General features: G+C 43.8%; 17 protein-coding genes. 13 read left to right on the top strand and 4 right to left on the bottom strand.

All coding sequences use genetic code 11. The features are described from left to right. The first annotated feature begins 105 nt into the window (after positions 1 to 105). Positions 106 to 636, top strand: a complete 531-nt coding sequence (locus ACFSTG_RS06990; RefSeq protein ID WP_380750170.1) for an alpha-ketoglutarate decarboxylase — start codon at positions 106 to 108, stop codon at positions 634 to 636. A gap of 1 nt (position 637) precedes the next feature. Here the strand turns inward: ACFSTG_RS06990 and ACFSTG_RS06985 are convergent, their stop codons facing one another. Beyond that, positions 638 to 1,612 carry a polyprenyl synthetase family protein gene (locus tag ACFSTG_RS06985; RefSeq protein ID WP_380750167.1) on the bottom strand — a complete coding sequence of 325 codons (975 nt, stop codon included), beginning with the start codon at positions 1,610 to 1,612 and terminating at the stop codon, positions 638 to 640. A 145-nt stretch (positions 1,613 to 1,757) separates the two neighbouring features. On the opposite strand from ACFSTG_RS06985, the gene ACFSTG_RS06980 reads away from it, so the two are divergent. The 9 genes from ACFSTG_RS06980 to ACFSTG_RS06940 all read left to right on the top strand — a co-directional run bounded on the left by ACFSTG_RS06980 (position 1,758) and on the right by ACFSTG_RS06940 (position 13,297). Continuing rightward, positions 1,758 to 2,360 carry a TetR/AcrR family transcriptional regulator gene (locus tag ACFSTG_RS06980; RefSeq protein WP_380750164.1) on the top strand — a complete coding sequence of 201 codons (603 nt, stop codon included), beginning with the start codon at positions 1,758 to 1,760 and terminating at the stop codon, positions 2,358 to 2,360. 3 nt (positions 2,361 to 2,363) lie between these two features. Continuing rightward, a complete protein-coding gene (locus ACFSTG_RS06975) occupies positions 2,364 to 3,725 on the top strand; it encodes a TolC family protein (RefSeq protein ID WP_380750161.1) in 1,362 nt (453 codons plus the stop codon). A 20-nt stretch (positions 3,726 to 3,745) separates the two neighbouring features. Next, positions 3,746 to 4,909 carry an efflux RND transporter periplasmic adaptor subunit gene (locus ACFSTG_RS06970; protein WP_380750158.1) on the top strand — a complete coding sequence of 388 codons (1,164 nt, stop codon included), beginning with the start codon at positions 3,746 to 3,748 and terminating at the stop codon, positions 4,907 to 4,909. 23 nt (positions 4,910 to 4,932) lie between these two features. Continuing rightward, positions 4,933 to 8,385: an efflux RND transporter permease subunit gene (locus ACFSTG_RS06965; protein ID WP_380750156.1), complete on the top strand. Its 3,453-nt coding sequence runs from the start codon at positions 4,933 to 4,935 to the stop codon at positions 8,383 to 8,385. Positions 8,386 to 8,512: 127 nt separating this feature from the next. Continuing rightward, a complete protein-coding gene (locus tag ACFSTG_RS06960) occupies positions 8,513 to 9,709 on the top strand; it encodes a glutamate-5-semialdehyde dehydrogenase (protein ID WP_380750153.1) in 1,197 nt (398 codons plus the stop codon). Further along, positions 9,693 to 10,514 carry a glutamate 5-kinase gene (gene proB / locus ACFSTG_RS06955; RefSeq protein WP_380750150.1) on the top strand — a complete coding sequence of 274 codons (822 nt, stop codon included), beginning with the start codon at positions 9,693 to 9,695 and terminating at the stop codon, positions 10,512 to 10,514. The genes ACFSTG_RS06960 and proB overlap by 17 nt, the downstream gene beginning before the upstream one ends. 401 nt (positions 10,515 to 10,915) lie before the next feature. Then, the gene (aspS, locus tag ACFSTG_RS06950; protein WP_380750147.1) at positions 10,916 to 12,670 is read left to right on the top strand and encodes an aspartate--tRNA ligase; all 1,755 of its coding nucleotides are present in this window, start codon (positions 10,916 to 10,918) and stop codon (positions 12,668 to 12,670) included. An 87-nt stretch (positions 12,671 to 12,757) separates the two neighbouring features. Continuing rightward, entirely contained in the window at positions 12,758 to 12,997 is a 240-nt protein-coding gene (locus ACFSTG_RS06945) for a hypothetical protein (RefSeq protein ID WP_380750144.1), read from the top strand. Between the two features lie 102 nt (positions 12,998 to 13,099). Continuing rightward, positions 13,100 to 13,297 carry a cold-shock protein gene (locus ACFSTG_RS06940; RefSeq protein ID WP_380750141.1) on the top strand — a complete coding sequence of 66 codons (198 nt, stop codon included), beginning with the start codon at positions 13,100 to 13,102 and terminating at the stop codon, positions 13,295 to 13,297. Between the two features lie 69 nt (positions 13,298 to 13,366). On the opposite strand, the gene ACFSTG_RS06935 is transcribed toward ACFSTG_RS06940, so the two are convergent. Next, positions 13,367 to 14,320, bottom strand: a complete 954-nt coding sequence (locus tag ACFSTG_RS06935; protein ID WP_380750138.1) for an NAD-dependent epimerase/dehydratase family protein — start codon at positions 14,318 to 14,320, stop codon at positions 13,367 to 13,369. A 155-nt stretch (positions 14,321 to 14,475) separates the two neighbouring features. On the opposite strand from ACFSTG_RS06935, the gene ACFSTG_RS06930 reads away from it, so the two are divergent. Further along, positions 14,476 to 15,045, top strand: coding sequence for a hypothetical protein (locus ACFSTG_RS06930; RefSeq protein WP_380750135.1), 570 nt, complete (start codon positions 14,476 to 14,478; stop codon positions 15,043 to 15,045). 121 nt (positions 15,046 to 15,166) lie between these two features. Here ACFSTG_RS06930 and ACFSTG_RS06925 read toward each other — a convergent pair whose 3' ends face one another. Both ACFSTG_RS06925 and ACFSTG_RS06920 read right to left on the bottom strand, forming a co-directional pair. After that, positions 15,167 to 15,508 carry a hypothetical protein gene (locus ACFSTG_RS06925; RefSeq protein WP_380750132.1) on the bottom strand — a complete coding sequence of 114 codons (342 nt, stop codon included), beginning with the start codon at positions 15,506 to 15,508 and terminating at the stop codon, positions 15,167 to 15,169. A 2-nt stretch (positions 15,509 to 15,510) separates the two neighbouring features. Then, on the bottom strand, positions 15,511 to 17,016 hold the full coding sequence (locus ACFSTG_RS06920; RefSeq protein WP_380750129.1) for an FAD-dependent oxidoreductase: 1,506 nt from the start codon (positions 17,014 to 17,016) through the stop codon (positions 15,511 to 15,513). 143 nt (positions 17,017 to 17,159) lie between these two features. Between ACFSTG_RS06920 and ACFSTG_RS06915 the strand changes: the two genes are divergently transcribed. Together ACFSTG_RS06915 and ACFSTG_RS06910 are read left to right on the top strand one after the other, a co-directional pair. After that, the gene (locus ACFSTG_RS06915) at positions 17,160 to 18,686 is read left to right on the top strand and encodes a carboxypeptidase-like regulatory domain-containing protein (protein WP_380750126.1); all 1,527 of its coding nucleotides are present in this window, start codon (positions 17,160 to 17,162) and stop codon (positions 18,684 to 18,686) included. 93 nt (positions 18,687 to 18,779) lie between these two features. Next, positions 18,780 to 19,280 (top strand): nuclear transport factor 2 family protein, encoded by a 501-nt coding sequence (locus ACFSTG_RS06910; protein WP_380750123.1) that lies wholly within the window; start codon positions 18,780 to 18,782, stop codon positions 19,278 to 19,280. The last annotated feature ends 33 nt before the right edge of the window (positions 19,281 to 19,313 follow it).

Genomic DNA, 19,313 nt, shown 5'->3' with positions numbered 1-19,313 from the left:
ACTACTGTTCCTATTTTTTAAAACTCTACAAAAGTACAATTTTTAAAAAAGATAGGTAGAAGCAATTCGTATATTTATCCTTCAACTTAGAATATATTTAACAACATGAACCTTCAAATTAGCAATAAAACTTTTATTTCATTTTTTATCCTGTTCCTCTTAAGTGCTCATAATTACATTTTTGCACAAGAAACTGCTGAAAACAGGTTTATGGACAATGTCAGGTTGGGAGGTAGCCTGGGAGTGAATTTTGGGGACGGGTACTTTAGCGGTTACCTCGCGCCTAAAGCCATCTATGACTTCAACCTTTTTGCCTCTGCCGGGATTGGTACTGCCGGCACTTACACTAATGCATCCAACTATTCGGCCTACTCCCTTAACCTGGGTCTTATAGGCCTTTTCAGGCCGTTGCAGGGACTGGAATTTTCTACGGAACTGGAGGAGAATTATGTCTCAAGGGAACTCGAGCTGGAAGGTGGAAATATTACAGATTCTTATTGGTATCCCGCTCTTTTTCTGGGAATTGGTTATACTACGGGCAATGTCACCGCCGGAATTAGATATGACGTTCTATATGACGAAGAAAAAAGTATCTATGGTAATGCGATGATGCCTTTTGTTAGCATCTTCTTCTAATTTACACCTGCCGCTCCATCAGGTTGTGCCCAAAGCTACGCAGTAAAGATTTTTGGCTTTCCTCCACATCGAGTTCTTCCAGCACCCCAAACGCCCGATTGGTATATTTTTCTATTTCATTACGGGTTAGTTCAGCTGCACCACTGCTTTCAAAAAGATTTTTGACGGCCTCTATTTTTGCGGTAGCATCAAGCGGATTAATAGAATAAAGGTGCTCCAGTTGCACCGCAACATTCTCCGCGGCAGCATTTAAAGAGGTAAGGTAAAGGAATGTCTTTTTATTCTCAATGATATCGCCGCCCACCTGTTTTCCGAAGCTTTCAGGATCGCCAAAAGCATCGAGATAATCATCCTGGAGTTGAAAGGCAATGCCCAGCAGTCTACCAAATTCAAAGATCTTCTCCTTATTCTCTTCGGAAGTATTGGCAACAATGGCACCCATTCGAAGAGAAGCCCCAACCAGTACGGCCGTTTTATATTCTATCATCCTGAGATATTCCGGAATGGTGACATCTTCCCGGGTTTCAAAATCCATGTCATACTGCTGCCCCTCACATACCTCAATAGCGGTTTTTGAAAAAAGCCTGGCCAGCTCCCGGAAGGTATCCCCCTCATAATTCTCGAATAACTGATACGCCTTGATCAACATCGCATCCCCGGAAAGAATCCCGGTATTGATGTCCCACTTTTCATGGACCGTCTTTTTCCCCCTTCTCAAGGGGGCATCATCCATTATATCGTCATGGATAAGGGAAAAATTATGAAAGATCTCTATGGCAAGGGCGGCATCCAGAGCTTTCCTGTAATCTGCACCAAATATCTCTGCCGCCATCAACACCAATACGGGCCTTACACGCTTGCCTCCCAACCCCAGAATATAGACCATGGGATCGTAAAGGTTTTCAGGCTCTTTGGTCTCTACCTTCTGGGAAAGATAGGCTACGAATTCTTCCCGGTACCGGTCTACTGAGTGCATAGAATTGAATTTTCCGGCTAAAATACCAAAACAGGGAGAAACAAAGATTTTTCAGAGACTATAATTTTATAATTAAAAACTATGGAAACTTTAATTGTATTAAAAGTTTCCTTCCGTATCTTTGCGCCCTAAATTTTTTCTCGCAGTGAAGGAGACTATATTAATTAAAGCGGCAGAGATGTTCCTTAACCTCGGCGTTAAGAGTGTCACTATGGACGAGATAGCGGCTGAACTGGGAATCTCCAAAAAGACCATTTACACGCATTTTTCTACCAAAACAAAACTGATAGAAGCCACCGCTTTCTTCATTTTTGAGAAGATCTCTGAAGGTATTGGACAAATAAGGAAAGAGGACAATGATCCTATTGAAGAACTTTATGTGATCAAGGATTTTGCCATGGCACATTTAAGGAACGAGAAATCTTCCCCCCAATACCAGTTACAAAAATATTACCCCAAGATCTTCGTGACGATAAAAGCAAGGCAACAACAGTTAATGGAAACCCAAATAAGGGCCAACCTCGAAAAAGGGATCAGGAAAGGAATTTACAGGAAAGAGCTTCCGCTCGACTTTATAAGTCGGATCTATTTGGTGGGAATGGTAGGAATTAAAGATCGTGATCTTTTTCCTGAAAGTGATTACACCACCAATGACCTTATTGAGAAGCACCTGGAATACCATCTTAGAGCCATTGTAACAGAAAAGGGCCTTGCATTCCTCACAAATTTTTTAAAAACCAACAGTTAGACCATGAAGTACTTCAGCAACCTGATTTTAGGATTATTTTGTGCCGGCTTATTGGCTCAAACACCTGAAGCTCAACAACCGCTTTCCCTTTCGCTGGAAGAGGCCATAGAAATGGGTCTGGAAAATAACTACACTTCGCTTAGATCTGAGAAAGATGTGGAAATTGCCCTTAAACGAAAGTGGGAAATCATTTCGCAGGGACTTCCGCAAATAAGCGGAAATGTAGACTATCAGAATTTCCTTAAACAACCCGTTACCATAATCCCCGGAGAATTGGGTGGGGGGGAACCGGGAACATTCGTCCCGGTAAGATTCGGGACCAAACAAAACCTGGCGGGAACAGCTACCTGGAACCAGCTAATTTTTGACGGCTCCTATATTGTGGGGGTACAGTCTGCCCGAACCCTTTTGCAGATCTCCCGAAATGCCAAAATGAAAACAGATCTCGAGGTACGAAAAGCCGTGATCAATGCCTACGGAAATGTGCTTATGGCCGAGGAAAGTGTAGAGATTCTAAAGAAAAACCTGCAAACCGTCGATAAGAACCTGAACGATACTGAAAAAATCTATGAGAATGGGATGGCCGAAGAGGAGGATGTGGAACAACTGAAGATCACCCGCCTTGGCCTGGAGAACAACCTGAGTCGCAGTAAGCGAATGCGCGATATCTCCTACCAGATGCTCAACATGGTATTAGGCATCCCGGTGGAACAACCGATACAACTAACAGAAGATCTTGATGCCCTTGCCATGCAGTTCTTTGATCTGGAATTACTTCAACAAACCATCCCCGTCGAAGAGAATATCGACGTAAGAATAGCAGAGAATTCAGCCGAAGCAGCGGCCATTTTTGTGAGGCTCGAAAAAGCCAAAGCCCTGCCCATTCTTACCGGTTTTCTCAATTATGGAGCATCGGCTTACAGCGATGATTTCACCTTCTTCAATGATGATCAGAAATATTACGGGCAGTCTATTTTGGGGGTAAACCTCAACATCCCAATCTTTAGCAGTGGTATGCGCAGCTCCCGCACCAGGCAAATGGAACTGGAACATGAACAGGCCCTGCTTGACCTTGATGAAACCAGGAACCAGATCAAACTTGAAATAGAATCGGCAAAGACAAACTACAGGTTCAGCCTTGAAAACTATCAAACCCGGCAGGAAAGTCTGCGACTGGCAGAAAGGATTGAAAATAAAAACCAGATCAAGTTCTTTGAGGGTCTTGCAAGCAGTTTTGAACTCAGTGAAGCTCAAAGGCAACTTTATATCGCCCAGCAAGACCTGCTGGAAGCAATGCTTGAAGTTATCAATGCCAAGGTGGAACTTGAGAATCTTTTGGACACCACTTCCTATTCCGGCAAATAAAAAAATTGAAATTGAAAAAAATGAAAAAAATAAGTCTCGTATTATTCAGCCTCCTTACTCTTTATTCCTGCGGAAATAAAGATACTTCTGTTGAAGATGTCATTGAGAAGGGGAATCTTTCAGAAATAAAAGCTAAAAAAGCTGAACTAAGCAAACAGCAGAGTGATCTTAGTTCTAAGATCGCAAAGCTTGATGAAGCCATAAAACGTCTGGATGCTTCTGAACAATATACATTAGTGTCTGCTATACAGGTGAAAGATTCCCTTTTCAAGCATTATGTAGAACTACCGGGAGATGTGGCGACAGATCAAAATATCATCATCTACCCCGAATATTCGGGAGTACTTTTACAGGTTTTGGTGGAAGAAGGCGAGCAGGTCCAGAAGGGACAGATCCTGGCCAGGATCGATGACGGCGGATTATCAAGCCAGCTGGCCCAACTGGAAACACAGGCTGCTTTGGCCAGGACAACTTTTGAACGCCAGCAACGCCTTTGGGAGCAGAACATTGGCTCTGAGATACAATACCTGGAAGCAAAAAGCAATTTTGAAGCTGTACAGAACTCGGTGGACCAGTTGAAGAGCCAGCTGGGAAAAACAGTGGTACGGGCACCTTTTTCAGGAATGATAGATGAAAAGTTCTCAGACCAGGGCGAAGTAGTAGCCCCGGGACAAAGCAGGCTGTTCAGGCTCATCAACCTTTCTGATATGTATATCACGGCCGCCGTGCCCGAATCTTATTTAGGAAAGATAAAAAAAGGGACTGAAGTTATGGTGGAAATTGCCGCAACCGGAACAGAATTCAGCAGTCAGATAAGTCAGGTAGGGAGTTTTGTAAATCCCAATAACCGAACCTTCGAGATCAAAGTAGATGTTCCAGATAACCGGGAGCGACTGGTAAAGCCTAATCTCATCGCGACCGTTAAACTGAATGATTACACTTCAGAAAATGCCATCACCATTCCTGAAAATACCATTCAGAAAAATGCGGCAGGAGAAAGTGTGGCTTATGTAGTGAAACCCGAAAATGACAGTACAGGGGTTGCGGAAAGAAGGATCCTGGAAACCGGTTTTACCTATGATGAGAAGATCGAAATCCTTTCGGGCATAAAACCAGGGGAACTCCTGATCACCCGGGGAGCGAAAAATATTCATGAAGGAGAAAAGGTTAAGATCTCCAACTAAAACAATAAGATACTACAGTAGGTATGATAAAATTAGATAAGGACTTCAAACTTTCCTCCTGGGCCATTGACAACAGGATGACGGTATATGTGATCATTGCCATTATCATGATTGGCGGTTTGATGTCCTATTACAGTATGCCCCGGGAATCCTTTCCCGAGGTGATCGAAACGAAAATCTACGTGAGCTCGGTCAATCCCGGAAACTCGGCCGAGGATATTGAAAAGTTCATCACAGAACCTTTAGAGGAAGAGTTCAACAATATAGGAGGGGTAAATGAGATTACCTCTACTACCCTTCAGGATTACTCCCTTATTATCGTTCAGTTTGATGAGGATATTTCGGTTGATGCGGCAAAGCAAAAGGTAAAGGACAAGGTTGACCAGGAAAAAGCAGCTACCACCTGGCCTACGATGGATAATGGTGCGAAGGTGGAACCCAATGTTTTTGACCTCAACCTTTCCGAAGAGATGCCCATTCTCAATGTTAACCTTACGGGGGATTTTCCCGTGCAGCAGTTAAAGGAATACGCCGAATACCTGCAGGACAGGATCGAATTGCTACCACAGATCAAGGAAGCCGCTATTCGGGGAGCCGAAGAGAAGGAGGTGGAGATAGCCGTAGATGTTCATAAAATGACGTCTTCAAAAGTGAGTTTTGGAGATATCATTAGTGCCGTTAGCATGGAGAACCAAACCATTTCGGGCGGGAACGTGATCACCGGCGGAATGCAGAAAAACATCAGGATCATAGGAGAGATCTCGAATCCGCGGGAACTGGAAAATGTCATCGTAAAGCGCGAAGAAGGGAACGTCTTTTTGCGTGATATCGCTGAGGTAAGGTTCCAGGAAAAAGAACCCACCACCTTCGCCCGTGAATTCGGGGAGCCGGTGGTGATGCTTGATATCAAGAAACGAAGCGGCAAGAACATGATCGAAGCGATCGAAGATATTAAAAAGATCATCGAGGCCGAACAGGAAACATACCTTCCCGAGAACCTGAAGATCTCCTACTCCAATGACCAGTCTACCACCACAGAGAATATGGTAGATGACCTGGTGAACAACATTATTTTTGGGGTTATCCTGGTGGTTTTGGTACTTATGTTCTTTTTGGGGTTCAGGAATGCTCTCTTTGTTGGTTTCGCAATTCCGTTGTCCATGTTCCTTTCCTTTATCATACTTTCCAGTATAGGCTTTACCCTTAATACCATGGTGCTCTTCGCACTGGTGATGGGTCTTGGGATGCTGGTAGATAACGGGATCGTGGTGGTTGAGAATGTCTACAGTCTAATGGACCAGGGAGTATCCAGGATCAAGGCCGCCAAACAAGGCGTGGGCGAGATCGCCTGGCCCATCATTGCCTCCACTGCTACTACCCTGGCTGCCTTTTTCCCTTTGGGACTTTGGCCGGGAACTATAGGAAAATTCATGATCTACTTTCCCATAACCTTATCTATCGTACTGGGGTCTTCACTTTTTGTGGCATTGATCATCAACTCCATGCTTACTTCCCAATACATGAAGACAGAGGAAAAAACCCTTTCCAAAAAGAGACTTATTCGAATTAGTGCCATTTTAGGAGGGGTTGGGTTGTTACTGGTCATCGCAGGGTTTATTATGGATATGGGAGCGATGCGTGCTATTGGGAACCTTTCCCTTTTGGCAGCTATCATGCTTTGGGCATACAAATATTTCCTCAGTCCCTGGGTAGATTATTTCCAGTTCAAGGCCCTTAAAAAACTGGAGAAAAAATACGAAGGAACCCTAAGATTTTCCCTGGGGGGCAAAAATGCTTTCCTTGTTTTCTTCGGAACCTTATTATTGCTGATCTTCTCCTTTGTACTGATAGGGATCATACAGCCCAAGGTGCTTTTCTTCCCTGAGAACCAGCCGAACCAAATCATCACCTATATTGAATTTCCTGAAGGCACAGACATTAGAAAGACGAATGAACTCACTAAAAAAGTGGAGGAACAAATCTATGAGGTGATCAAAAAATATGAAGATGAAGACGGCTATAACTTCATGGTTGAGTCGGCGATCTCACAGGTAGGACAGGGGGCCGGAAATCCACAAACAGATGGGGGGCAACAGAACGAGATGCCCCACAAAGGAAAGGTCACTCTCTCCATGCGGGAGTTCAAGGACCGGCGTGGAGTGAGATCCAGCCATGTATTGTCTGAGGTGCGTGATGCTGTTCAGGGATTTCCGGGAGTTTCCATTATTGTAGAGAAAGATGCGGCAGGGCCGCCAACAGGTTACCCTATCAATATGGAGTTACAGGGGGATGATTACGAGAAGATGTTGATCGAAGCCGAAAACCTTCGGGACCATATCAACAGCCTGAACATTGGAGGAATTGAAGAATTGAATATTGATGTCAACAAGTCAAAACCCGAACTCAATGTTACCGTTGACCGTGTTAAGGCAGGGCAGCTGGGGGTATCCACTTCAGCGGTAGGTCAAACCCTGCGACGGGCAATTTACGGGGAGGAAATATCCACCTATAAAGAGGGAGATGAAGATTATGAGATCAACATCAGGTTCAATGAGAATTTCAGGTATGATGAAAATGCACTTTTCAATCAACCAATCACCTTTAAGGATCAAAATACCGGGGAGCTTATACAGGTGCCTATCTCTTCGGTAGCCAGTAAGGAGTTAACCTCAGCCTTTAGTTCTATAAAAAGGAAAGATTTGAAAAGAGTGATCACTCTCTATTCAAACGTTCTGGAAGGATATAACGGAAACGCCATAGTAGAACAACTAAAGAATGAACTGCAGGGTTATGAGCTTCCAAAAGATATAAATCTTATGTTCACGGGAGAACAGGAAGAACAGGCTGAAAACATGTCCTTTCTTTTAAAAGCGCTGCTGATTGGTCTGGGAGGAATACTCCTGATCCTGGTAGCACAGTTCAACTCTATTCCCAAACCTTTAATCATTCTTATGGCCGTTTTCCTTAGTTTGGCGGGAGTGTTCCTGGGAATGGTGATCTTCAGGATGGATTTTATCATCATTATGACCATGATGGGAATTATTTCGCTGGCCGGGATCGTAGTAAATAATGCTATTGTACTGGTAGATTATACCCAGATCATAATTGACCGTAAAAAAGCAGCCCTGGGAATAGACGTACATGATGTCCTGACAAAGGAGCAGTATTTTGAAGCAATCGTAGAGGGCGGAAAATCAAGGCTTAGACCGGTATTGCTAACTGCCATTACGACAGTTCTTGGGCTTATTCCCCTTGCCATAGGCCTGAACATTGACTTTTTTACCCTTTTCACAGATTATGACCCCCAAATATATATGGGTGGGGATAACGTGATCTTCTGGGGGCCATTGGCGTGGACGGTGATCTTTGGTTTGATCTTCGCGACTTTCCTTACCCTTGTGGTAGTGCCCGCTATGCTTTACATAGTGAACAGAGCCAGGGTAAAGTTGCGCAACAGGAGAAGAGCACTTAACTAAATTTCTAATTTTACTTATTTAAGAACCTCCGGAAAGATTCCGGAGGTTTTCTTTTTAAATGGGACTATGGCAGAGTGTTTGAACCCCTAGTACCGAAGTTCAATTAATATTAATTAAAAACTAACGAATGAATACTCTATTAACCATTGATGAACGCAATGCCGTGTTACTTTCAATGGCCAAACTTGTAGAAGAAGAAAGAGAAAGTATTTTAAAAGCAAATAAGATCGACCTCGACAACTATTCCGGAGAAGATCTGGCCATGGAAGACAGGCTAAAAGTAGACAATTCCAAAATTGAAGGAATGGTCCATTCATTAAAACATTTAGCTTCCCAGGATGATCCTGTGGGAGTAGAACGATTCAGCTTTACGCATGAGAACGGGATGCAGGTCTACAACAAGACCGCATCTTTTGGAACGGTGATGATCATATATGAATCAAGACCTGATGTTACGGTTGAAGCTGCGGGTATAGCCTTTAAATCGGGTAACAAGATACTCCTTAAAGGGGGTAAGGAATCGCTTAACTCTAACCTAAGGATCGTAGAACTGTGGCACCGGGCCCTGGAGGAAAACAATGTGTCTCCAAACTGGGTGGAATACCTTCAGTTTGACAGAAAACAAACGCAGGAGTTCCTTGCTAGCCCAAATCAGCAGGTAGACCTTGTAGTGCCAAGAGGCGGGGAGCGACTTATAAAATTTGTAAAAGACAACTCTTCGGCACAGGTGATCGTGAGTGGCCGCGGAAATAATTTTGTCTTTGTAGAAAAGAATGCAGATACAGATATCGCCCTGGACGTGATCCTTAACGGGAAAACCGGGAAGATCTCGGCTTGTAATGCAATAGACAAGGTGCTTATAGATTCGGCACTTCCGAATAAAGAAGAATTTTTGAAGCAACTTCAGAAAGCACTTTCAGACAATAATGTAGAGATCATTGCAGACAAGTCTCTGGAAAATGTAGAAGGAAGTCGTCCTGTGAAGAGTGAAGACGAGTGGTATGAAGAATTCCTGGACTACAAGGCCCTTATTGGGGAAGTAGATTCAGTTTCAGAAGCGATCGCGAAGATCAATAAATATTCAGGAGGCCATTCGGCTTCCATCATCTCCAGAGATGATAAAGCAGCAAAGAAATTTATGGAAACCGTAGACAATGCTGCCGTTTACCACAACGCGTCTACCCGGTTTACAGATGGAGGGCAATTAGGACTCGGTGGGGAGCTCGCCATTAGTACAGATAAACTCCACCAGCGTGGACCAATAGGTCTGCAGCATTTAGTAACCAATAAATGGTATATACACGGAAATGGACAAACTAGATAAAATACTGCAACAGAATAATATCGAAATGGAAACTCCAAAAAGGAAAAAAAGAATACTTCTTAAGTTAGGCTCAAATACCCTAACCAAAGAAACCGACCATATTTCAAGAGGAAAAATTGAAGATATAGGTCGGCAGATCGCTACCCTTAAAGATGATTACGAATTCGTGATCATTAGTTCGGGTGCGGTGGCCGTAGCCAAACAATTTGTGAACCTGGAGCGCAGTGGGGAGAATATTGACGTAAAACAGGCATTAGCCTCTATTGGTCAGCCGCACTTGATGAGGATCTTTCAGGAAAGTTTCAGGGAACTGGGACTCTTAATAGGGCAGTGTTTGCTGTCGCCAAACGACTTTAGCAATGAAGAGTCAAGGCAGAACATTATTAACACGGTTAATGTCCTGGTGGAAAACGATTATATCCCAATCATCAACGAGAATGATACCTCATCTACAGATGCGATCAAATTTGGAGATAATGATAACCTGGCGGCTCAAACCGCAGCTTTACTGAATGTAGACCTGTTTATCATCGCTACTAATACTCATGGGGTTTATAAAAAAGGTACTATAGAAGCCAAAACTCCGGAAACCATTCGTAATGTGAATGATTTGGATGAGCTTAAGAAAGAGGTGATGAGTGGATCGAAATCTGCTCATGGTACCGGCGGAATGGGATCGAAAGTTTCAGCAGCAGAGATCACGCAAAAAGCGAAGATCGAAACCTGGATCGTAAATGGCCTGGATGATAATTTCATCCTGAATTCAATTAATGACAAGGTGCATTTCACCAAAATCCAACATTAGGATCTAAGGGAATATTATAGATAGTAAAGGCTGTGCAGAAATGCGCAGCCTTTTTTTAAGCTAAATTCCAGGGATCTACCTTCCTAAGCTTAAGCATTATCATTTCTGCCTGCCCGGCGTTTCTTCTGCGGCCTCTGCGGAAAACCTTTCAAAATTTATCTGCAAAAATCTGAGAGATGAGCGGGAAACATTTTCCATTAACAATAGTCACCAGCCTTAAGGTCAATGGCTTCATACCCTACTTCATCTTTCGGAACTCATAACCGGGTATTAACCCTGAGTTTATAGTCCTTCTTAAACCCATTCCTGCTCTTCATCAAATTTTTACCATTAACTTTTTCCAATCTAATCCTCAATCCCACCAGTTCTTCTTATTTTTGCCTCTTGAAAAACCGGTAAATATGTACAGAAGTCACACCTGTGGTGAATTAAGGATAGCAGATAAAGATCGCGAAGTCATCCTCTCCGGATGGGTTCAAAAGATAAGGGATAAAGGGTTCATGATCTGGGTTGACCTTCGGGACCGCTATGGGGTTACCCAGCTCATATTTGATGAAGAGCGCACGCCCAAAGAGATGATGAAAACAGCCTCCCGTTTGGGACGTGAGTTCGTCATTCAGGTAACGGGTACGGTGATAGAAAGGGTGTCTAAAAATCCTAATATGCCTACCGGTGATGTAGAGATCCTGGTCTCCAAACTCGATATTTTAAATGCTGCGGAAGTACCTCCTTTCACTATTGAGGATGAAACCGACGGGGGTGAAGACCTGCGAATGAAATACCGCTATCTTGATATCCGTCGGAACCCTGTAAAGAACAAACTGATCTTCAGGAGTAAGGTAGCCATGGAAGTACGGAAATTCCTTTCAGACCAGGGTTTTATCGAAGTCGAAACTCCGGTGCTTATAAAAAGTACGCCCGAAGGTGCCCGTGATTTTGTGGTGCCAAGCCGTATGAATGAAGGGCAGTTCTATGCCCTGCCGCAATCCCCGCAAACCTTCAAGCAATTACTGATGGTGGGTGGTATGGATAAATATTTCCAGATCGTAAAATGTTTTAGGGATGAAGACCTGCGGGCAGACAGGCAGCCTGAGTTCACACAGATCGACTGTGAAATGGCTTTCGTGGAACAGGAGGACATCCTGAATATTTTTGAAGATTTCACTACACACATCATTAAAGCCGTAAAAGGAGTGGAAGTAAAGGAATTTCCAAGAATGACCTATGCTGAAGCCATGCAGAAGTACGGTAATGACAAACCCGATATCAGGTTTGGAATGGAGTTTGGCGAACTGAACGATCTTGCGAAAGACAAAGGTTTCAACGTCTTTGATCAGCAGGAACTGGTAGTGGGAATCGCTGTTCCTGGAGCCGCGTCTTTCACCCGGAAAGAGATCGATAAATTGATCGAGTGGGTAAAACGACCACAAGTAGGGGCCAACGGAATGGTTTGGGTGAAATACAATGAAGACGGAAGCCTGAAATCTTCTGTTGATAAATTCTATTCAGAAGAAGACTTTAAGGCCTGGGCAGAAAGAACAGGAGCCAAAACCGGAGATCTTATCCTGGTGATGGCCGGGGATGCCGATAAAACCAGAACACAGTTAAGTTCCCTGCGCATGCATTTAGGGAACGAAATGGGGTTGCGAAAAGCAGACGAATTCGCCCCATTATGGGTAGTAGATTTCCCTCTGCTGGAATGGGATGAGGAAACCAACCGTTACCATGCCATGCACCACCCGTTCACCTCTCCAAAACCTGAGGACATCAAACTTTTGGACACAGAGCCGGGAAAAGTACGGGCAAACGCCTATGACCTTGTGTTGAACGGAAATGAAATTGGCGGGGGTTCTATCAGGATCCATGATGAAGGAACCCAGTCCATGATGTTCAAGCAGCTGGGCTTTACCCCCGAGGAAGCAAAAGCTCAATTCGGTTTCCTTATGGATGCCTTTAAATATGGAGCCCCACCTCACGGAGGGATCGCATTCGGTTTCGACAGGTTGGTTGCAATTTTAGGCGGACAGGAAACTATAAGGGATTACATTGCCTTTCCAAAGAACAATGCAGGGCGGGATGTGATGATAGATGCTCCTTCCAAAATTGACGATGAGCAGCTAAAAGAGTTGAATTTAAAGATCACTTCTCAATCATAACCTTAAGATCCTGCCATGCAGGATCTTTTTATTTATCTTAGACCGTATGCCGGGTAAGAAAAAGATAATTGAAGTAACCGTATAATTATGAGTAATATAATTAAAATTATAGCCCTCCTGATAGCCATAGCCATAGCCATTGGTTTTTATTACAGGTTGAATGACAATCTCCCCTTGGGAGACCGCATAATCGGGATTTCGGTACTGGCAAGTACCTTTATCCTCATGCCCCTGTTCCTGTACCATCGCTGGAAAGGAAAAAGATTAAAAGATTACACCCTTTCAGATGAAAATTTGAAAAAAATGAAAGAGAGAAATAAACACTAACTATCACCAAATAAAATTTTTAGAAATAAATAACACTTTCATTAACAACCGTTTCAAATAATCCAGTATGTTTGTACTTTATTAATTATTATTTTTTTTACAATGGAAGGTACAGTTAAATTTTTCAATGAGTCTAAAGGTTACGGATTCATCACAAACGACGAAACAGGAAGAGACATCTTCGTTCACGTTACCGGATTAAATGGGGAAACTCTTAATGAAGGTGACAAAGTGGAGTACGTTGAAGAAGAAGGAAGAAAAGGATTGACCGCAGCTCAGGTGCGTGTTATCAATGGATAATAAAGAGTTCTTATTCGAATTAAAAAGGTCCTGCAATGCAGGACCTTTTTTTATGCTCTAATTTGCCTTTTAGACATGATGTACATCTTTTATTCCTTCAAGCATGGCAGAGGTCATCTTCCTGAGGTCGAATTCAGGTTTCCAGCCCCAATCCTCACGCGCACGGGAGTCATCTATACTTGAAGGCCATGAATCTGCGATCTCCTGCCTGAAATCGGGTGCGTAATCTATCTCGAATTCCGGGATGTGAGCTTTAATTGACTCAGCCAGGGTATGTGGCGTGAAACTAAGGGCTGAGAGGTTATAGGAAGAACGAATCTTCACCGATTTTGCCGGTGCCTCCATGAGACTGATAGTAGCTCTAATAGCGTCATCCATGAACATCATGGGCAGCTCAGCATCTTTCTTTAAAAAGGAGGTGTACTTATGGTTCTTAAGGGCTTCGTGATAGATCTCTATCGCATAATCTGTTGTTCCGCCACCGGGCAGCGTTTTATAGCTGATTAGACCGGGATAGCGTATACTCCTTACATCAACTCCATATTTATTGAAGTAATATTCACACCACCTCTCCCCTGCCTGCTTACTAATTCCATAAACCGTGGAAGGTTCCATAACGGTTGTCTGGGGAGTGTTCTGTTTTGGGGTAGTAGGTCCAAAAACGGCGATACTCGATGGCCAGAAAACTTTTGAAACTTTTTTATCCTTTGCAAGATTCAGAACATGAAAAAGGGATTCCATGTTTAGGGCCCAACCTTTCATTGGGTGTTTCTCTGCAGTGGCACTAAGCATGGCGGCCATTAGGTAGATCTCGTCTACCCCATACTTCTCAACCAATTCTTTTATTTGTTCAAAGCTGGTGGCATCTGCGATCTCAAAAGGGCCGGAAGCCATAAGTTCTTCATTTCCTTCCCTAATATCACTGGCAATTACATTATTCCTTCCAACCTTTTCACGCAGTGCCATGGTAAGTTCTGTGCCTATTTGTCCACAAGCACCAATAATCAATATCTTTGAAGCCATAAGTATGTCAAATTTAAGTTAGGCAAAGATATCTAATTCAGGAAAGGCTGAGAAATTAAGGAGCTGTAAAATCCGTTGGAAAAACAGGGATTTTCTTCTCCTCAAAAATCCGGAGGTCTTCAGTTTTATATGTCACAAAATCATACCTTTAAAAAATGAAAAAAATACTCCTGATATTATCGGTTTCATTGGCTTTCATAAGCTGCCAGGAGAAAACCGCAGACCGGGAACAGAACTCTGAAGCCGGTCGTATGAGTTTTGCCGAAGAAATACAGGTAACCTCAAACAGAAGGGTCAGCCTCCTGCCTGAAGCCCAGACCGAGGTGAGTCAATGGCTGGCTTATATTACGGCTCAAAACGAAATGGAATCCCTGAAGAAGGGCACCGGCAATGATATCCTCGACACTTCAAACAGCCTGTTACAAATCATGGAATCTCTGAATACCACACTTCCAGACACCCTGAGGAGTCCGGCTGTGGAAGCCAGGGCCAATGTGTTGCTTACCAAGGCACACGTCTTGCACCAGCACGCCACAAAAAAAGAAAAGGATGCATCAGAGGTTTTCCAGGTGGCTAATGAGCTCATCGTGGAGTGGGATAATTTTAAACTGCAGCTCAACGAACTTTACCTGAAAGCTCCCGGAGATTTTGAAATGGAACTTGATGAAGAATTTGAAAGAGCCCGTTCAGAGGATACCCTTCCCGCAATGCCTGCCCGGCAATGAGTTTTTTAAAGATCGTGTTTATTCGGCCGGTTTTTTAACATACGATGCAGCCCTTCCGGTGCTAAAGTCAGGCCACCCAGTGCAATCCGTACAGGATAAGACCAAAATCATAACAGGTTGATTAATTAAGAACATGAATAAGGAGCCAGGTAAAACCTCCCAGTCCTACCCCTCCGTGTACGACAGCCAGCCACCTGGGAACATTTTTATGTCTTATATCGCGGGAGAAAAGATATAATCCTGCAATAGCAGCTATGGAGAACACAATGATACTATCCCAGTGCTTATGGTGTCTTGCTGTGGTAAGGGCATAGGTCAATAAAACCAATAACCCAATTACCGCGGCTCCACCATGTGCAAAAACTATGGCCTTAGGGGGTATCTTTTGTTTTAAAACATAACTGAGCAGATAAGCTCCCAGGAAAACAGCAATACATATTAGAACTACAGCAGTTATTAACATGGCTATTCTTTTGATATCATTTTCCTTTTGTCAAGCGGCGAGTAAGCAGGGCCTTCGATCACTTCCCCGGTTGTTTTGAACCTGCTACCGTGGCAGGGGCAGTCCCAAGTCCTTTCTGCATCATTCCAGTCTACGATACAGTCCATGTGAGTACAAACGGCAGAATGGCTGTGAACTTTACCTTCATCATCCCGGTACACCGCCCATTTCTCATTATCTATTTCTATCACCTTGCCTTCCCCGGGTTTTACCTCAGTTAAAGAATCAACTTCACTTTTACCGGGAAGATCTTTAAGGTACTGTTTGGCGACATTGATATTCTCCTTAATAAAGGTTTTGGCAGATTTTATGGGAGTGAACCTGCCGGCATCGTAGGTCTTTGCCCATCTGTTCCCCCTGTCGTTGAGCAGGTCATCAAAGATCATTGCTGAAAGTACCCCGTAGGTAAGTCCGTCTGTAGAGAAACCCGTTGCGACAAAGATATTGTCATCTGCACTTTCACCTATGAATGGTAACCCATCTGAAGGTTTGTAATGCTGTGCTGACCATTTGTAGTCTATGCGGTCAATATCAAAATATTTGCGGGCTTTTTGCTCCAGCCTCTGGAAAAATTTCTCATAATGATCTTCCTGCCCCACCTTGTGGTGGCCTCCCAGTAACAGCAGGTAATTTTCACCGTTTTTACGGTAAACCCGCATAGACTGGTGGTTTTCAGCCTCGGTATCCCAAAAGATCCCGTCAGGGAAATCTCCTGAGCGCAATTTGGCAGCGATAGCATATTCCCGGTAAGGATATAGGGCAGTTTGAAGCGCGTAAATACCTTTGGGGGTATGCGTGGCCATGATCACTTTATTGGCAGTCACTTTTCCTGCCGGGGTAGAAAGTACCAGTTTGTCCCCCTTTTCAATATGGTGCACCGGGGATTGCTCGTAAATGCTGCAATTTCCTGAATTAATATTTTGAGAAAGTCCTTTTACAAAAGCCGCCGGATTAAATTGCGCCTGCCCTTCAACTTTAATCGCCTTACTCACACTGAACGGAAGGGGAAGCTCCTGCAACTCTTCTACCTGCAACCCATAATCTGTTGCTGCCTTGATCTCTTTTTCAATGGTTTCATCCTTTTTATTGGTTTCACTGAAGAGGTACCAGGGCACTCTTTTAAAATCACAATCTATACTGTACTTTCTCACCAGCTCCCCGATGAGGTCAACTGCGGCGGTACGTGATCGCGCCACCTTGCCCGCGGTTTCTTTGTCCCACTTTGACTGTATATGGTGAAGCCGCTTATCTATCATGGAATAGAGGTTCCCCGTTGAATCACCGGTAGTCCCCCCACCTACTTCGCCGCTTTCAAGCACCACTACTTTGCGACCAGAGCGGGCCAGTAGGTACGCACTGGTGATCCCGGTTATTCCACCACCAACAATGGCAATGTCTGTAGTTATGTCACCTTGCAGAGGTGGAAAATTCGATTTTTGAGCAGTGGCTTTCCAGATAGATGTCGTCATAACATGAGCTTTTTACCTAAAATTAAACAATCTAAGAGGGAGCAGCCAAAGCCGTTACGTTAGTATTTTGTTAATCAATGGCTATTTTTTACCTATAATGTAACAGAATGTCAATCAAAACGTCTAAACTTAAAATTGTTTTCATGAGATTTTTAATGTTGTTGGCTTTTTTCATCTTCGGAATATATGCAGTAAATGCACAGGAGGTAAGGGGGCAGGTCCTTGATAGCGGGAATAAACAGCCTATCCCCTATGCGAGCGTGCTTTTTGGTGAAAATCGTGGCGTGGTCACCAATGAAGAAGGCGTTTTTAGTTTTACTGCGGAAAACCCACCATCCTCCCTTAAGATATCTTCTATGGGTTATGAGACGGTAGAGCTGAAGCCCGAAGAGATCATCAATGGCACTGTCTACCTGAAGCCGGCTTCTATTGAGCTCAGGGAAGTCTACCTAAGCAACAAGAACCTGTCGCCAAAAGAGATCATCGCAAAGGTGAAAGAAGAGATCGATAACAACTACGACCTGGACCTCAGCAAAAAAAGGGTCTTTTACCGGGAATCCAATACCAGCTATGTAAAAAAGTTTGACCTGGAGGTGGATAAAAGCACCATTGAAGGAATTGACCAGAACCTTATGGACCAGATCTCCCAAAAGATCCCCAAGGTGTCTGATTCCTATAAGGAGGTGCTGGCTGATCTTTATGGTAATTACGACAGTCAGAAACTGGAGATCATCAAAGCGGCCAACCTTTATGATCCGCAAAGCACCCGCTCCCTGGAAGAACTTACAGACCAATTGGAGATGCATTTCAAACAAAGCCTTAAGGAGAAATCCTACCTCAAAATACGTTCGGGGATCATCGGGGTGAAGGTAGATTCCAAAGAACTTCAGGAGGGACTTGCAGAATCTTCCGCAGAAAAAAAAGAAAAAACCCCGGCCGAAAAGGAGGAAGAGCATGCGAAAGACCAGGAGAACCTTCAGAAGAGAACCACCAAAAAAATAAATTCCCTGTTGGGTAGTATGTTTTGGAAAGAGGATATCACTTTCAACCTTTTTGAGAAGTCCAACAAGTACAATTTCAGCCTGGACGGTTATGCCTGGCTTGATAATTCCACTGTTTATGTGTTGAGCTTTGAGCCAAAGCGAGGGGCAGACTATAAGGGAAAGATCTATGTGAACACCCTGGATTACGGGGTTCACCGCCTGGAATTCAGCAATGTGAAACCGCTTAAGAAATTCAAACTTTTTGGCATAAGTACCGCAGATGACGTACACCGCGGCAAGATGATCTTTGTAAAGGACGTGAATAACAAGTATACCCTTAACTACCTGGAGCAGGAGCGCGGGGAGAGCTTCGGGCTTGACCGGCCGCTCACCATCATTGAAAAGAACAAGCACGTCAAAGGCAGGCGCAAACAAAATGAGCTTGACCTGGACCTTCGTCTAAACATGAGCCAGGTCGAAAAGGTCCAGCTGGTAGTGTATGAGAACCAACCGCTTGATAATGCAGCTTTCCAGGCAATGACAGCATCAGGAAACTTTCAGTATGAGACATTCAGGGTCTATAATCCCAACTTCTGGCAGGGGAACAACATCATGGAACCCAATGCAGCGATCAAAAAATTTACCTCCCTGCAACCTGATGAGCCCGAGGAAGGTGCCCAAAAATAAGATAGGAAAAAGCCTTATAAATGATTTCCTGATTGCGGTGAACTGACGGTTTTCTACATCCTGAAAAAGCGTATCTTAGGCAAAATTTCTAATATGCAGACCCTGAGAATATTATTTATCGCCCTTTTCTTCGGAAATATCGCTCTTGCCCAGACAGAGCAAAAAGAGATCAACAGCCTGCTTAACGACTGGCATGATGCCGCGGCCCGCGCAGACTATGAAGATTACTTTGGCATGATGGCCGAAGAATCTGTTTTCATTGGTACGGACCCAACCGAAAATTGGGAAAAACCTGCTTTCATGGAGTGGTCAAAACCCTATTTTGAGAAGGGAAAAGCCTGGAGCTTTTCTACTCTTGAAAGAAATATTTTCCTTTCTGAAGATGGGGAGATCGGCTGGTTTGATGAATTGCTGGACACCCAGATGGGTATCTGCCGCGGTTCCGGAGTAGTGACCTGGGAAAACGGAAGCTGGAAGATCAGGCATTATGTGCTCTCCATCCAGATCCCCAATGAGAATGTGGATGAGGTTACCCTCCTGAAAAAGGAATTCGACGAGAAATTTATCTCCGGAATAAGATCCCAAAAAGAATAAACCCATCCTAAATTTCTATTTTAAAACAATTAA

Source organism: Salinimicrobium flavum, assembly GCF_042684505.1.
Taxonomy (GTDB): domain Bacteria; phylum Bacteroidota; class Bacteroidia; order Flavobacteriales; family Flavobacteriaceae; genus Salinimicrobium; species Salinimicrobium flavum.
The sequence above is the reverse complement of the archived record's forward strand: the minus strand, read 5'-3'. Positions and strand labels throughout refer to the sequence as shown.

Coding starts and splice junctions, on each gene's coding strand:
- ACFSTG_RS06920 (WP_380750129.1), bottom strand. CDS start 17,016: ATGACGACATCTATCTGGAAAGCCACTGCTCAAAAATCGAATTTTCCA.
- ACFSTG_RS06985 (WP_380750167.1), bottom strand. CDS start 1,612: ATGCACTCAGTAGACCGGTACCGGGAAGAATTCGTAGCCTATCTTTCC.
- ACFSTG_RS06970 (WP_380750158.1), top strand. CDS start 3,746: ATGAAAAAAATAAGTCTCGTATTATTCAGCCTCCTTACTCTTTATTCC.
- aspS (WP_380750147.1), top strand. CDS start 10,916: ATGTACAGAAGTCACACCTGTGGTGAATTAAGGATAGCAGATAAAGAT.
- ACFSTG_RS06945 (WP_380750144.1), top strand. CDS start 12,758: ATGAGTAATATAATTAAAATTATAGCCCTCCTGATAGCCATAGCCATA.
- ACFSTG_RS06940 (WP_380750141.1), top strand. CDS start 13,100: ATGGAAGGTACAGTTAAATTTTTCAATGAGTCTAAAGGTTACGGATTC.
- ACFSTG_RS06990 (WP_380750170.1), top strand. CDS start 106: ATGAACCTTCAAATTAGCAATAAAACTTTTATTTCATTTTTTATCCTG.
- ACFSTG_RS06910 (WP_380750123.1), top strand. CDS start 18,780: ATGCAGACCCTGAGAATATTATTTATCGCCCTTTTCTTCGGAAATATC.
- ACFSTG_RS06930 (WP_380750135.1), top strand. CDS start 14,476: ATGAAAAAAATACTCCTGATATTATCGGTTTCATTGGCTTTCATAAGC.
- ACFSTG_RS06925 (WP_380750132.1), bottom strand. CDS start 15,508: ATGTTAATAACTGCTGTAGTTCTAATATGTATTGCTGTTTTCCTGGGA.
- ACFSTG_RS06935 (WP_380750138.1), bottom strand. CDS start 14,320: ATGGCTTCAAAGATATTGATTATTGGTGCTTGTGGACAAATAGGCACA.
- ACFSTG_RS06960 (WP_380750153.1), top strand. CDS start 8,513: ATGAATACTCTATTAACCATTGATGAACGCAATGCCGTGTTACTTTCA.
- ACFSTG_RS06915 (WP_380750126.1), top strand. CDS start 17,160: ATGAGATTTTTAATGTTGTTGGCTTTTTTCATCTTCGGAATATATGCA.
- ACFSTG_RS06965 (WP_380750156.1), top strand. CDS start 4,933: ATGATAAAATTAGATAAGGACTTCAAACTTTCCTCCTGGGCCATTGAC.
- ACFSTG_RS06975 (WP_380750161.1), top strand. CDS start 2,364: ATGAAGTACTTCAGCAACCTGATTTTAGGATTATTTTGTGCCGGCTTA.
- proB (WP_380750150.1), top strand. CDS start 9,693: ATGGACAAACTAGATAAAATACTGCAACAGAATAATATCGAAATGGAA.